General features: G+C 56.5%; 15 protein-coding genes. 8 read left to right on the top strand and 7 right to left on the bottom strand.

The features are described from left to right. Window positions 1-104: 104 nt before the first annotated feature. Complete coding sequence (locus ACZ5ZS_RS03250; RefSeq protein WP_188596443.1) at window positions 105-1,511, top strand: purine-cytosine permease family protein; 1,407 nt, start codon at window positions 105-107, stop codon at window positions 1,509-1,511. Window positions 1,512-1,565: 54 nt separating this feature from the next. On the opposite strand, the gene udp is transcribed toward ACZ5ZS_RS03250, so the two are convergent. From udp to ACZ5ZS_RS03225, 5 genes are read right to left on the bottom strand one after another with little or no spacing between them, the layout of a single operon-like run. Then, a complete protein-coding gene (udp, locus tag ACZ5ZS_RS03245; RefSeq protein WP_188596442.1) occupies window positions 1,566-2,372 on the bottom strand; it encodes a uridine phosphorylase in 807 nt (268 codons plus the stop codon). 22 nt (window positions 2,373-2,394) lie between these two features. Further along, a complete protein-coding gene (locus tag ACZ5ZS_RS03240; protein ID WP_162508746.1) occupies window positions 2,395-2,997 on the bottom strand; it encodes a protein-tyrosine phosphatase family protein in 603 nt (200 codons plus the stop codon). After that, entirely contained in the window at window positions 2,994-3,746 is a 753-nt protein-coding gene (locus ACZ5ZS_RS03235) for an SPOR domain-containing protein (protein WP_188596441.1), read from the bottom strand. Before ACZ5ZS_RS03235 ends, ACZ5ZS_RS03240 begins: the two co-directional genes overlap by 4 nt. Window positions 3,747-3,804: 58 nt before the next feature. Next, window positions 3,805-4,530 (bottom strand): nucleotidyltransferase family protein, encoded by a 726-nt coding sequence (locus ACZ5ZS_RS03230; RefSeq protein ID WP_188596440.1) that lies wholly within the window; start codon window positions 4,528-4,530, stop codon window positions 3,805-3,807. Beyond that, window positions 4,527-4,859 carry a hypothetical protein gene (locus tag ACZ5ZS_RS03225; protein ID WP_229657691.1) on the bottom strand — a complete coding sequence of 111 codons (333 nt, stop codon included), beginning with the start codon at window positions 4,857-4,859 and terminating at the stop codon, window positions 4,527-4,529. The genes ACZ5ZS_RS03230 and ACZ5ZS_RS03225 overlap by 4 nt, the downstream gene beginning before the upstream one ends. A gap of 182 nt (window positions 4,860-5,041) precedes the next feature. Between ACZ5ZS_RS03225 and ACZ5ZS_RS03220 the strand changes: the two genes are divergently transcribed. The 7 genes from ACZ5ZS_RS03220 to ACZ5ZS_RS03190 all read left to right on the top strand — a co-directional run bounded on the left by ACZ5ZS_RS03220 (window position 5,042) and on the right by ACZ5ZS_RS03190 (window position 11,580). Beyond that, window positions 5,042-5,683 (top strand): glycerophosphodiester phosphodiesterase, encoded by a 642-nt coding sequence (locus ACZ5ZS_RS03220; protein WP_464858512.1) that lies wholly within the window; start codon window positions 5,042-5,044, stop codon window positions 5,681-5,683. A 43-nt stretch (window positions 5,684-5,726) separates the two neighbouring features. Beyond that, on the top strand, window positions 5,727-7,730 hold the full coding sequence (locus tag ACZ5ZS_RS03215) for a COG1361 S-layer family protein (protein ID WP_188596438.1): 2,004 nt from the start codon (window positions 5,727-5,729) through the stop codon (window positions 7,728-7,730). 92 nt (window positions 7,731-7,822) lie between these two features. Further along, window positions 7,823-8,035, top strand: a complete 213-nt coding sequence (locus ACZ5ZS_RS03210) for a zinc finger domain-containing protein (RefSeq protein ID WP_188596437.1) — start codon at window positions 7,823-7,825, stop codon at window positions 8,033-8,035. A 26-nt stretch (window positions 8,036-8,061) separates the two neighbouring features. Beyond that, window positions 8,062-8,325 (top strand): elongation factor 1-beta, encoded by a 264-nt coding sequence (locus tag ACZ5ZS_RS03205; RefSeq protein ID WP_229657701.1) that lies wholly within the window; start codon window positions 8,062-8,064, stop codon window positions 8,323-8,325. A 76-nt stretch (window positions 8,326-8,401) separates the two neighbouring features. After that, window positions 8,402-10,612, top strand: a complete 2,211-nt coding sequence (locus ACZ5ZS_RS03200) for a CDC48 family AAA ATPase (RefSeq protein WP_464858510.1) — start codon at window positions 8,402-8,404, stop codon at window positions 10,610-10,612. After that, window positions 10,609-10,833: a hypothetical protein gene (locus ACZ5ZS_RS03195; RefSeq protein ID WP_188596434.1), complete on the top strand. Its 225-nt coding sequence runs from the start codon at window positions 10,609-10,611 to the stop codon at window positions 10,831-10,833. Before ACZ5ZS_RS03200 ends, ACZ5ZS_RS03195 begins: the two co-directional genes overlap by 4 nt. A 66-nt stretch (window positions 10,834-10,899) precedes the next feature. Beyond that, window positions 10,900-11,580 (top strand): TIGR00266 family protein, encoded by a 681-nt coding sequence (locus ACZ5ZS_RS03190; protein ID WP_188596433.1) that lies wholly within the window; start codon window positions 10,900-10,902, stop codon window positions 11,578-11,580. 30 nt (window positions 11,581-11,610) lie between these two features. Here ACZ5ZS_RS03190 and ACZ5ZS_RS03185 read toward each other — a convergent pair whose 3' ends face one another. Both ACZ5ZS_RS03185 and ACZ5ZS_RS03180 read right to left on the bottom strand, forming a co-directional pair. Then, the gene (locus ACZ5ZS_RS03185) at window positions 11,611-11,937 is read right to left on the bottom strand and encodes a winged helix-turn-helix domain-containing protein (protein ID WP_188596432.1); all 327 of its coding nucleotides are present in this window, start codon (window positions 11,935-11,937) and stop codon (window positions 11,611-11,613) included. Next, window positions 11,924-12,559 carry a hypothetical protein gene (locus tag ACZ5ZS_RS03180; RefSeq protein ID WP_188596431.1) on the bottom strand — a complete coding sequence of 212 codons (636 nt, stop codon included), beginning with the start codon at window positions 12,557-12,559 and terminating at the stop codon, window positions 11,924-11,926. The genes ACZ5ZS_RS03185 and ACZ5ZS_RS03180 overlap by 14 nt, the downstream gene beginning before the upstream one ends. Window positions 12,560-12,608: the final 49 nt, after the last annotated feature.

The raw sequence follows: 12,608 nt of genomic DNA, 5'->3' as shown, positions 1-12,608 counted from the left end.
GAGCAACACACGCTCCTATAGGCCCGGCGAGGTGCTGGGCAGCGGTATTACTTTAAGCAATTAGAGTTAAGCTTTATTTTAAGGCCTTGATTTGCCTTTACCCAATGACAGAGGAGGAGAGGGAAAGCAATGACATAACCGAGAAACAAATAGAGGAGATAGCTAAGGGACTCCCCGAGTTCGGCAGGTTCGGGAAGGAGTTGGAGACGATAGGGATACTGCCAATACCGAACAAGATGCGCAACTTCTCGGCTTGGAAGCTGTTCATCTTCTGGGCCATGGCCTCGGCATCAGCGACAACGCCGTTGATAGGGGACCTGCTTTACAACATGGGGCTCAAGTGGGCCATCGTGGCCATGTTCCTGGGCCTAGCCCTAGGCATAGCGCCCACTTGGCTGTTCAGCGAGATGGGGAGGCAAATGCCGCTCACGGCGCTGGTGGTCGCCAGGAAGACCTTCGGATACGGAACCGCCCAGGCACTATCCGTCCTCTACACCGTGATCAACGTGGGTTGGTTCGCCCTCAACAATGCAGTGGGGGCGGAGATACTCTCGTCTATAACCCACTCCTCGATATACATATGGTACGTGGCCATGGGGGTAATACAGATACTGCTGGTGCTGTTCGGGGCCAAGTGGCTGGAGTACTTCTATAGATTCACGTCGCCCATATTGATAGCCAGCTACGCCGTGCTGGCGTATTACTTGGTGACTACTTACCACGTGAATTGGGGCGCGCTATTCGCCGGCTCCCCCAACCCCTTCACCCTCAACTGGGGAAACGCGGTGGGCCTGGTGCTGGCGTTTGGAATGCTGTCGTGGGCCTACAAGACGACCACGACGTCCCGCTTTGGGAAGCCATACGATGGGTTCTCGTGGAGCTACGGCTTGGCGACTCCCCTAGGCATATTCCTACCCATACTGTTGATGGGCATCCTCGGCTACGCGGGCCAGCACTACGCCGGTAACTGGAACATAGCGGCCCTCAGCTACGGCGTAGCGCCTGCCTGGGTGATCGCGGCCTCCCTGGGCGCGTCGCTGGCCATAATACACACCAACGCCATGAACCTATACCCATCCACCATAGACCTGCTGGTCGCCGTGGATCCATTGATTAAGAGGAGGGAGGGGTTCAAGGCGAGGCTGCTTCAACCAACCACCACCGCTGCTCTGGGCATAGCGGCAGTGCTGACCTCAATATTCATACTGAGCTACGTTAATGACTTCCTCAACCTGGTGGGCGACGCTATATTCCCGTTGACGTTCATCCTAATATTCGATTGGTACCTAAGGCTTCGCGGCAGGGTTAATATGAAGGAGTTCTACGACGTGCCGCGCAGCGCGGCGGATCACGTGAAGCTGGGGGCCGTGGTCTCCTTCATAGTGGGCATTGCCTTGATATACGCGCTGCCCGAGATAGCGCCGACGATATTCAACTACGTGCCGGCCCTCTACGTCGGCCCACTGATAGGGGGGTTGCTCTACGCCGCAATGATAAAGGCAAGAAAGTGAGGCGGGTCCTTGAATCGGCCTCCCCGGCTGCTCGCAATTAGCCTCGTTTTGCCTTTACCTCTTGATCCCCATTATGGATTTCACCGGCTTGTCGGGGTAAGCGTCGTCCCACTCCTTCAAAAGCCTCACCGCCTCATTCGCGACGCTCACCTCGTCCTCAATCCCAGCGTGAGGATCGAATTCATTTGTCTCCCTGTTGGCTATCACCGCCATGACGGCGCCCGCCCTCAACCCGTACACGTTGGCCACCGTCAAGACGATGCTCGCCTCCATCTCCAGGTTAACCACGTTGAGGCCCCGCAGCCTACCCAGTAGATCCGCGCCGCCGGGGGGGAGGTACCCATTGAAGCCGGGCCTGCCCTGCCCCACGTAGAAGGTATCCGTGGTTGCGGTTAACCCAACGTGATACCTAACCCCTAGGGACTCAGCCGCCAGCACCAACGCGTTCAACACGTCCGGGTGAGGGACCGCCGGGTAGCCTGGCGGCGCGTAGTTGGAGCTGGCCCCATCCAGCCTGTAGGCCCCCCTCGTTATTATTAGGTCCCCCACCTTTATGGATGCCCACAGGGAGCCCGTGGTTCCCACGCGGATTATGGTTCTAGCCCCGATCATGGCCAGCTCGTCCATGGCTATAGAGGCGGCGGGGCCGCCTATCCCCGACGACGTGGCTGTTACCGGCGCCCCCCTGTAGGTGCCCAGGTACGTCCTGTACTCCCTGGACTCATTCCTCTCAGTCACTTCATCCCACTTGGATGCTATGAGCGGCACCCTGTCGGGGTCCCCGGGGAGGAGGACGTAGGGATTCACCTTGGAGGCCCGGAGGTGGTATATCCTGCCCTCCACTGATGGTCTGACTGCCATGAGGTGAGGAACCCGGCCCGGTTTAAAGCTGTGCAGACCCGTCCTTCTGCTCCTTCTCATCGCTGTCGGACGGGGCCTCCCTCAACATTGAGAAGGCTTGGACCGCCTTCCTCAGCATCTCCGCCTCCCTCTTCAACCGGCGGTAGACCTCCTCCGACAACTCGTTGCGGGCCTTGGCGTCCTCCACCTCCTTCAGCATATTGTCTATCTGCTCCAGGGATGTCTTGGTTATATCGATGGACCTCAGCCAGTGATCCGTGACGAGGGATGTCAGCTCCTCCAGCTTGGAGGATAGGTCCTCGTAGGTCTTGGATAGGGAGGTCATTATCTCGTTCAACTCAGCGGATGACTTGGCGAACGTGTCGTCATCTATCAATCCAATGTCCCTCTGGGCCGCCAACAGCTCCATCTGCTTCTTAAGCTCATCTATCTCCCTCCTCATCTGGTCGAGCCTGGAGTGAAGCAAGGCCTCGTCAAAGTCCCAATTCCTCTTTATCTTGTTCACTATTGATTGATAAGCATTCCAGGACTCCTGAGCCCTCCTCAACTCATCGCTGTACTCCTTGTACTTGCCCTCCACTAGCCTCCTTATGTCGTCGAACAGCTTGGATATGTTCTGCATCACGATGATCCTCCCTGCACCAACTTCTCGAGGTCTCCCTTAAGCTTCTCGTAAATGTCCTTGGATATCTTGCCGCTCTTCAGCAAGTCATCGAGCTTCGCGAGGGACATGCGTATCCTAGCGGACTCGGGGGACTCCGACGTGGTTATCACCCTCCTGTAGTGATTCATGACCCTATTGCTCAAGTCCCCGTACCTATCCTTGAAGTCCCTCAACTGGCCGTCCAGCTTATCCAACTTTCGCCCCAGCTCGTCCTTTAACTTGGAGTAGGCGTCGGAGTCTATGGTGCCTATCTCCTTCCTGAGCTCCACCTCTTTCAACTCATCCCTGTACCTAGACAGGGCCGACTCGAGGAGGGACAGGTATTGGGAGATGACGGGGGACGTCTGGTCGAAGTATCCCTTCACCTTAACGGTGTACGACTCGTACTCCCTCCACCTATCCTCTACGTTGCGCACCTCCCCGCCCAGCTTGTCGATCAATGATTGAATAGAACTTATTATGGCATCCTCCGGATCGCCCGCTGGAGGGGCTTGGGTAACGACGGTTATGGGCTTTACCTCCGCCGGCTTGACCTCCGGCTTCCTCTCCGGCTGCGGCTGAGGCTGTGCCCTTGATTGAGCTATGTAGACCGGGCAGGAGTAGTAATCGCCGAGGCAGTACCAATTGAATGGATTGACCTGCTTATTGGTGTACCCGCATATAAAGCCTCCTGCACCTCGCTTAAGCGCTGGACACGTGCTTGCACCCATGAAACTTGCGGGCAACTCTCTCTTTTATAGTTTTTGATTCTAAATATTATTATTGTATTTAATCCTCCATGCGCCAGCTCGCATCGCTGAAAGCCCTCAAGCCCTGCTGAAGCAGGGCAAGGTAGTCATCCATCGTCCCCACGTCCCTCTTAACGCCCCTCGCCTCGTAACCCCCCACCCTGTATCCCTTGCTCAGCAGCAGGTTGACGAAGTCGTTCATATCAATGAATGAGTCGGGGAGCTCCTTTATGGCCCTCCCCCCTATCACGTAGTTGCCGGCAGATATTGATAGCTCAAGCGTGGGCTTCTCCCTCCACTTGATTAACTCGCCCGACTCGCTGAAATCCAGCACCCCGAACCTAATGGGCTGCCTCAGCTTCGACGTCATTATGGTCATGTCCCACCTCCCAGAGACGTGACTATCCAGTAATCCCCTGAACCCCTCATCAATGACTATATCGCCGTTGGCCACCACCACCAAATCCTCGTCGCCGACCACTCCCTTGAGGAAACCCAAGTGGCCCGCCGTTCCCATCAACCTATCATGCACCACTATGCCCACGTCGAGCCCCAACGCCCTCCCCATGGATTTAACCGCAGGTATGGCCAGGTCAGCCATGTAGTGGAGAACCACGTATACCTTGGAGCTCACCTCGGCCAGCTTCCTCATTGAGCCCAGCATCACTGGCCCATCTGGGGTGGGCAGAAGCGGCTTGGGGATGCTCAGGGTCAACGGCCTAAGCCTCTCGCCGAGCCCCGCGGCCAGCACGACGCCGTAAATCATATATAATCATCCATGCCCATCTTCTTGAGGTGGCTCTTCACCTTGGAGTACTGCTTATCCATGTCCTTGGCCTCCTTAATCAAGTCAATTGTCTTAGGCCTCTCCCGCTCCAGCAAGCACCTGCCCTTGGGGTCCATCACGTGGGCGTTGCAGAGGGAGTACTGGCACTTATACCCAATGCACGGCCCATAACCCCCATTGGGCTCCTTGGCGAGGAGGCACATCGAGATCAATTCACTCCCCCTCCTCACCACCTTCAACGCGTGCTGGGCGCACGAGAAGTACTGGCACTTATACCCAATGCACATGTTATAGGTCCTGGACGACACGGGGAATCCCCGACGGCGTTTCTCCAGCGGTTCATGTATTTAAACTTTAACCGATGAGCATTGCGAAATGCTTTTACGCGGCGACGGCGTTCCAGATGCATGTTAATATACGGCCACAGAGGGGCTAGGGGGCGTGCGCCGAGAATACCATACCGTCGTTCTCCCTCGCCAAGGAGATGGGGGTGGACGGCGTGGAGCTGGACGTCCATTTAACCAAGGACGGCGAGGTCGTGGTGATGCACGACGCCGCAGTGGACAGAACGACCAATGGATCGGGCTTGATATCCCGGATGACCATGGAGGAGGTGCGGAGGCTGGATGCCGGCGTTAAGTTCGGGGAGAAGTGGGCGGGGACGCGGGTTCCCACGCTGGGCGAGGTGTTCTCGGCAATCGGGCGTGGAATTAAGTATAAGGTGGAGATAAAGCGGGGAAGCGATTTCTATCCAGGCATTGAGGAGAAGGTGCTGGACATAATTAGAAAGCATGGAGTCGATGCGCAAGTAATTTCGTTTGACTTCGACGCCCTGGAGAGGGTGCGTGAGCTGGACGGCGGGGTGGAGCTTGGCTTAATATTCGTGGGCCGCATACGGTGGTTCATAGAGCCGGCCCGCAGGCTTGAGGCGCAATGGCTTCACGCATCGCATGAATTGATCGACGGGAAGGGGGTGGCGGAGGCCCACTCCATGGGCTTGAGGGTTGGGGCGTGGACCGTCAATGATGCTGAGGCCGCCGCCGCGTTGGCTGGAATGGGGGTGGACGACATAACGAGCGACTACCCGGATTCCATTATCGCGGCCATACGGAAGGCGGGGAAAACCCATTAACTGAGGCGAAAAGTTTTAATACAGTAGATATCGATTTCGATTCATGAATGGATACAATGTACTACTATTATCGATCTTAATACTGCTGGCGACCATCACGGTGGGAGCCGAGGCCGCCTACGTCGTGGCCCACCCCACGCTCATGGCGCCCGGAGAGACCGGAGTGCCCCTAACCCTCACAATAATAAATAACGAGGAGTATCCCATGCTTAACGTTACCATTAAGCCGATATACACGTTCCCATTCGGTCAATACAGCACCATAAATAAGACCAACATAACCATACCTGCAATACCCGCCGGATCCTCCGTCAACGTGACGCTGCTGATAGACGTTAACCCCAAGGCGGTTGATGGGATATACACTATGCGGATAAGGCTGTACTACTCCATTCCAAACCCCAAGCTGCAATCCATTCCCATCCAATCAACGCTCCCACCATCAATTCCGAGGAACTCCACGCTAGCCAACTCGTCGAAGGCATTGCAGCCCTATATCCGCTTGAACTCCACGGTCAACGCGACTGTGCCCGTGCTCGGCTACGTGAGCATAGGGGTGGACACGCCGTTCTGGGGATCCACCTCATCCCCGATACAGGCCTCCCCGGGCATCGGCGTGGTGCCGCTAATGGTCCCCCTCATAAATACGGGCAACGTGGCGGCGAGCAACGTGACCGCCTACATACGGGTCGGCGATGGGTTGGTGGCGGTGACAAATGAGACGACGATAGGCTACATGCCGCCCGGCGTGCCCGTGTACGCCGCCTTCCTGATAAACGTTACAGGCAAGGCGAGGATAGGCGCGTTGAACGGGTCTGTAACGATTAGGTACTTCGCCAATTCCACGCAGAGGGATGAGGTGATGATACCCATAACTGGCAGGCCCGTGTTGGTGGCTCAAGGCGCTGTGTGGGGATCCCCGCAGAGCCCCATAACGGTGGGGCCGGGGTACGGCGTGGTGCCGCTGGTCATCCCCATAATAGACACGGGAAACACGGCCGTCACCAACGTTTCGGCAAGCATTGCGCTACCCCATGGATTGACGCCTCTCTACTCCTCGACACCTGTGGGGAGCCTCGCGCCGGGCATACCCAACTACGCCGTGTTCATGGTTAACGTGAGCAATGTGGAGCCTGGCACTTACTACGCTTACCTTAGGCTCAACTTCAATGGCGGAAGCGCCTCGGCAAGCGTGCCCGTCGTCGTGTCCGGGTCCCCCGACGTCGTGGTCCAATCCTATTACACCGACCCGCCCAACTTGTTCCCGGGCTATCCCGCCGCTCAGTTGGTGGTGTACCTAGCCGACGTTGGCACCTCCATAGCCAGGAACGTGAGGGTGCAGTTGGCGGGGGATGGCTATGTCAAGGTCATCGCGCCGTCCAACGGCGTCGTTAACGTGGGCAACCTGCCCGTGGGGACGCCCATCCCCATAAACTTCGTTATATCCACAAGCGATAACCTATACGCGGAGACCAAGGTTAACCTCACGCTGTACGTGAACGGCACCGGCTTCTCGCGCGAGTACGTGATACCGCTCACCGTGAAGCCCAAGGCATTGCTGGAGGTAACCAACGTAACGGGCTCCCTGACCGCGGGGGCCAGCGACGTGCCCCTCTACATAACGATAACCAACATGGGTAACATAACGGCCAGGAACGTGGAGGTCGTGTTGAATGGACAGGGCATTCTACAGCCGTACGTGAGCAGCAGCAACCCGCTCAGCGCGTTGACTGCGGGGAGGCTGGAGGTGGGGGACCTGGAGCCGGGCCAGAGCATTCAGGTGGTGTTCATGGTGGACGCGGAGAGCGGGGTGAGCCCAGGCAACTATAAGGTAACTCTCACCATGTTGTGGAACCAGAGCGGCTCGCTTATTCCCTTCATCCAGAACGTGCCCTTGACGGTAAAGATACAGCCATCGCTGGGACAATCAGCCGCTAACCTCCTCGTTCCAAGGAGCATCGCCTCGATAATGTTCTACGTGGTTGTGATACTGGTCATAGCGCTGATAGTGGTGGCGATCAGGGCGAGGGCCAGGCGGGCCGCGTGATCGCCGGAATGGCTTGGGGTTCATTTCCAATCTATTTTAATCGATCCCAGCCACGCGAAACGCTTAATAACCCTTTCATCTATGCATGGCAGATGATTCAACAGAAACTGGGCAGGCAGCGGCCTAAACTGCACGGCCCCGAGGTTAGGTACTGCGTCTCGTGTGGAAGACCAATATCGCCCAGCGAGAGGGCGACTCACTTCCTGTGTCCCAACTGCGGCCAGTACGAGGTGTGGAGGTGCGAGAGGTGCAGGAGGCTTGGGAATCCTTATAAGTGCCCCGTATGCGGGTTCGAGGGTCCGTAGGTGAAAGCGAGGTGGCTCAAGTATACATGGTTTACAGGGTGCTGCCCAGCTCGTCGGACGTGGATTACGCCAAGTTAATACAATCCATAAAGTCCGCGCTGGAGCCGAAATACACGCTCGATAAGGTGGAGGAGGAGGACGTTGGGTTCGGCATAAAGGCCCTCAAGCTGCACCTCAGGATGCCGGAGAGCAGCGAGGAGCACAGCAGCGATGACGTGGAGAACCTCCTCAACGGCATTGATGGGGTCGGCAACGTGGAGCTGGAGTACTTCACTAGGCTGGGCTTCTAGCCTGACCGCTCCGTTCATGGGCGTTAACAAGATGCATATGTTTAAAAACCCAAGTTGAGCTAAAGTCCGCGATAATATGGCATATTCATCTTCAAATGATTGGTTGGAGCTCAGAGTAATGGAGGCCAAGCAAAAGGATGCTGGGAAGCCCATAGTCAGGATAGACCCCATAGTCATGAACGAGCACGGGATAGAGCCGGGCATGGTGGTCGAGATAAGGGGCAAGAAGGTGACCGCCGCCAAGGTGTGGTACGGGCTCCCGGAGGATGAGGAGAAGGGAATAATAAGGATGAACTCCATAATGAGGAAGAACGCGGACGTCAGCGTCGGGGACACGGTGAAGGTTAGGCGCGTCGACCCTAAGCCGGCTCAGCTGGTGAAGCTGGCCCCCGTCTCCATGGCGTTGAGCATAGATCAGAACTTCGAGCAGTACATAAAGCAGAAGCTGAAGGACTACGTGTTGATGGAGGGCGACCTCATACAGGTCACGGTGCTGGGCCAGCCCCTCACGTTCCAGGCAGTGCAGGTGAAGCCAAGCAACGCGGCCACAATAATAGACGACGAGACCCAGTTGAAGCTGTTGGAGAAGCCCGTGGAGAACATAAGGGTGCCCCGCATAACTTGGGAGGATATTGGGGATTTGGAGGAGGCGAAGCAGAAGATAAGGGAGCTGGTTGAGCTTCCCCTCAGGCACCCGGAGCTCTTCAAGTACCTCGGAATAGACCCACCCAAGGGAATACTCCTAGTCGGCCCACCAGGCACCGGAAAAACCCTCCTAGCCAAAGCAGTGGCGACCGAGACCGATTCCTACTTCGTGGCCATAAACGGGCCGGAGATAGTCAGCAAGTACTACGGGGAGTCCGAGGCGAGGCTGAGGGAGGTGTTCGATGAGGCTAAGAAGAATTCCCCAGCCATCATATTCATTGATGAGATAGACAGCATAGCGCCTAAGAGGGAGGAGGTGACGGGGGAGGTGGAGAAGAGGATAGTGGCTCAGCTTCTCACGTTGATGGATGGGTTGCAGGAGAGGGGGCAGGTGGTGGTAATCGGCGCCACGAATAGGCCCGACGCGGTCGACCCAGCGCTTAGGAGGCCCGGGAGATTCGATAGGGAGATATGGATTAATCCACCCGACGCCAAGGGCAGGCAGGAAATACTGCAGGTGCATACGAGGAACATGCCGCTGGCCAAGGACGTGGACCTCGCCAAGCTGGCTGAGGTAACGTATGGATACACGGGGGCCGACTTGGCGGCGCTCAGCAAGGAGGCGGCTATGAAGGCACTGCGCCGCGCGCTTCAGCAGAAGATAATCAACCCCGAGGATCCATCGACGTTCACTGACGATAACCTGAAGAGGATACAGGTCTCCATGCAGGACTTCCTCAGCGCGATGAGGGAGACAATACCCAGCGCGTTGCGGGAGATATACATAGAGGTCCCCAAGGTTAGGTGGAGCGACATAGGCGGGCTCGCCGAGGCCAAGCAGGAGCTGCAGGAGATGGTTGAGTGGCCCCTCAAGCACCCCGACCGCTTCAAGAGGCTTGGCATAAAGGCGCCCCGCGGCATTCTTCTCTTTGGCCCGCCGGGGACTGGGAAGACTTTGCTGGCGAAGGCGGTGGCGACGGAGTCGGGGAGCAACTTCATATCCGTGAGGGGGCCGGAGGTGCTGAGCAAGTGGTTCGGGGAGAGCGAGAAGGCCATAAGGGAGATATTCAAGAAGGCCAGAATGGCGGCGCCGGCCGTGGTGTTCTTCGACGAGATAGACAGCATAGCCCCGGCGAGGGGGATGTCTGTGGACACGGGCGCCATGGATAGGATAGTGGCTCAATTGCTGGCGGAGATGGACAGCATATCCAGGCTGGACGATATAGTAATAATTGGCGCGACGAATAGGCCGGACATGATGGATCCAGCCCTCCTGAGGCCGGGCAGGTTCGATAGGATAGTCTACATACCCCCGCCCGACAAGGAGGCCAGGTTCGAGATACTGAGGGTGCACACGAGGAACATGCCGCTTGGGAAGGACGTGGACCTCGAGGAGCTCGCCAACATGCTGGAGGGGTACTCGGGGGCCGACATAGAGATGCTGGTGAGGGAGGCCGGCTTGATAGCGTTAAGGGAGAACGAGAACGCGACCAGCGTGGACGCCAGGCACTTCCTGCAAGCCATGAAGAAGGTCAGGGCATCCATAACGCCGGACATGATTAAGTTCTACGAGTCTTGGTGGGACCGCATCAGGCAAATGGTCGCCCGCACCAGGGCCAGGGCGGAGAGCCTCTACGTGTGACCTTGATGAACGCATCCCTTCCACTGGATTACTTGATATACAACTTCCTCAAGACGAAGAGAGAGATAGCGTACCCCGACTTGCTGCAGGCCGTGAAGGCTTGGTACAGCGATGCGTCGGAGTCGGAGGTTAGGAGGGCCCTCATGAAACTGGAGTTGAACGGGTTGATAACGGTGAGCAGCGACAAGAAGTCGAAGTACTACATAGTGATAAAGCAGTAAGCCGAATGGGAAGGGGGCATTTAACATTGAAAGATAGATTTTTATTTAGAGCGGCGCGGTAATTTCATGGCTGGCTTCACAGTAATGGGAGGCGACGTGCAGCACCTACGGGTAGAGCTGGGGCCGGAGGAGGCGGTCTACGCCGAGGGCGGGCACTTGGTTTGGAAGTCGAGCAGCGTGAGCGTGAGGGCAACCACAGGCGGTGGATTAATGGCGGGGCTCAGACGGGCATTGACTGGGGCAAGCTTCTTCGTGTTGGAGCTGGTGGGGCCGGGACAAGCCGATCTAGCGGGCTTCGCTCCGGGCAAAATAGTTGAGGTGGACCTGGACGGGTCGAGGAGCATATTAGCGGAGCACAGGTCGTTTCTAGCCATGGAGGCGGGCGTGAGGTACGATGCTAAGTTAATGGGGCTTGGCTTCGGTTGGTTGGGCGGCGAGGGGTTGTTGATGGCGAAGTTGACGGGCACGGGGCGAGTGTTCCTCCACGCCATAGGCGACGCCGTCGTCCTGGACCTGGGGCTTGGAGAGTCCATAGACGCGGAGGCAGGGCATGTCCTAGCCTTCGAGGAGGGGGTGGGGGTCACGATCAGCCGCGTCGGCGGCTTGAGGACTATGATCTTCGGCGAGGAGGGGCTTTGGTTTGCCCACATGAAGGGGCCCGGCAGGGTCTGGCTGAGGACGTTGAGCAGGCAGCAGATGATTATGGGCCTCATGCCGGAGATATCCAAAATCACCAGGTCCACGTGACGCGCCGCGGCTTTGGGGGTGGAGGGTTGCTTAATCTAGCTGGTCTTTATCTGAGCTGTCTAGCTGGCCGATCAGCCTTATGTACTTCTCGACGATTGCCTCGCCCCTATCGGTTAACTTAATCACGGTTCTAATGCCGAGCGGCGTTATTGCTCTCCTATGTTCTATTAGCCCCTCCTCCTTGAGGATGGTTAAATGCTTGTGAAGCGAGCTCTTGGGCATGTCGAGTGAACTGCGGATGTCGGAGAACGTTATGTAGCCGCCTACATAGTATAGAGCCAGCAGTATCCCCAACCTAACGCTGCTGTTCAGGGCTTTGTTAGAGAGGAGCTTCATGAGCTCGTTAATGTCGTCCATGCTCCATCGCCTCCAGAAGCGATGCCATGCCGGCGTAGACCCAGAGAAGCGTCATTATATAATAAAGGAAATAGAACATTAGCCCGAGCGACATGGATACGATATAGGCCGTCCAAGCGATGTAATCATAATACCTAGGCCTCACCCCCATGATGGTCATTGGTCTGTATAGGAAGATAAATAACAGCGTTGAGGACAACACGGCTAGAAACGCCACTGATAACACCGTTGTTAATTCGTATGCAAAGTAGTAGGCGATGCTTAATAGCATGGCCAAGGCCAGCGACAGCAAACGCCTGTGGCTACTCTTTATCCCATACTTGACGGAATTGAATATTTCGAAAGCCTTGCTGAACCTGTTGATTATGGTTCCATAGAAAATAACAATATATAATATGACCACCGACATGGATAAAAATCCATACAGACCCATAGGTAAGGGAAGATATGAATTGCGAATGCCGAGCTCCGAGATCGCGGAGTAAAGCGCAGCAAACGAAATGGATACCGTGGACCAGAAGATGTAGCTTATGCCCATCGCCTTCCTATACTCGAACCTAGCTATCCCAACCGCTATGCGATTGGCCCTATCCATCGACCTCCGCGGCACTCCATTCTCCATTGAATGACGTTGACGGGATGCCTTAAATAATTTTATAGAGTTCACGCAT

It is taken from the genome of Thermocladium modestius, from assembly GCF_055398215.1.
Note: the sequence above shows the minus strand (reverse complement) of the source record. Positions and strands in the feature narration are given on the sequence as shown.

What these genes read in the sequence shown, in the direction of transcription:
- ACZ5ZS_RS03250 (WP_188596443.1), top strand. Translation starts at nt 105, where the DNA reads ATGACAGAGGAGGAGAGGGAAAGCAATGACATAACCGAGAAACAAATA.
- udp (WP_188596442.1), bottom strand. Translation starts at nt 2,372, where the DNA reads ATGGCAGTCAGACCATCAGTGGAGGGCAGGATATACCACCTCCGGGCC.
- ACZ5ZS_RS03235 (WP_188596441.1), bottom strand. Translation starts at nt 3,746, where the DNA reads ATGGGTGCAAGCACGTGTCCAGCGCTTAAGCGAGGTGCAGGAGGCTTT.
- ACZ5ZS_RS03230 (WP_188596440.1), bottom strand. Translation starts at nt 4,530, where the DNA reads ATGATTTACGGCGTCGTGCTGGCCGCGGGGCTCGGCGAGAGGCTTAGG.
- ACZ5ZS_RS03215 (WP_188596438.1), top strand. Translation starts at nt 5,727, where the DNA reads ATGAATGGATACAATGTACTACTATTATCGATCTTAATACTGCTGGCG.
- ACZ5ZS_RS03210 (WP_188596437.1), top strand. Translation starts at nt 7,823, where the DNA reads ATGATTCAACAGAAACTGGGCAGGCAGCGGCCTAAACTGCACGGCCCC.
- ACZ5ZS_RS03205 (WP_229657701.1), top strand. Translation starts at nt 8,062, where the DNA reads ATGGTTTACAGGGTGCTGCCCAGCTCGTCGGACGTGGATTACGCCAAG.
- ACZ5ZS_RS03200 (WP_464858510.1), top strand. Translation starts at nt 8,402, where the DNA reads ATGGCATATTCATCTTCAAATGATTGGTTGGAGCTCAGAGTAATGGAG.
- ACZ5ZS_RS03190 (WP_188596433.1), top strand. Translation starts at nt 10,900, where the DNA reads ATGGCTGGCTTCACAGTAATGGGAGGCGACGTGCAGCACCTACGGGTA.
- ACZ5ZS_RS03185 (WP_188596432.1), bottom strand. Translation starts at nt 11,937, where the DNA reads ATGGACGACATTAACGAGCTCATGAAGCTCCTCTCTAACAAAGCCCTG.
- ACZ5ZS_RS03180 (WP_188596431.1), bottom strand. Translation starts at nt 12,559, where the DNA reads ATGGAGAATGGAGTGCCGCGGAGGTCGATGGATAGGGCCAATCGCATA.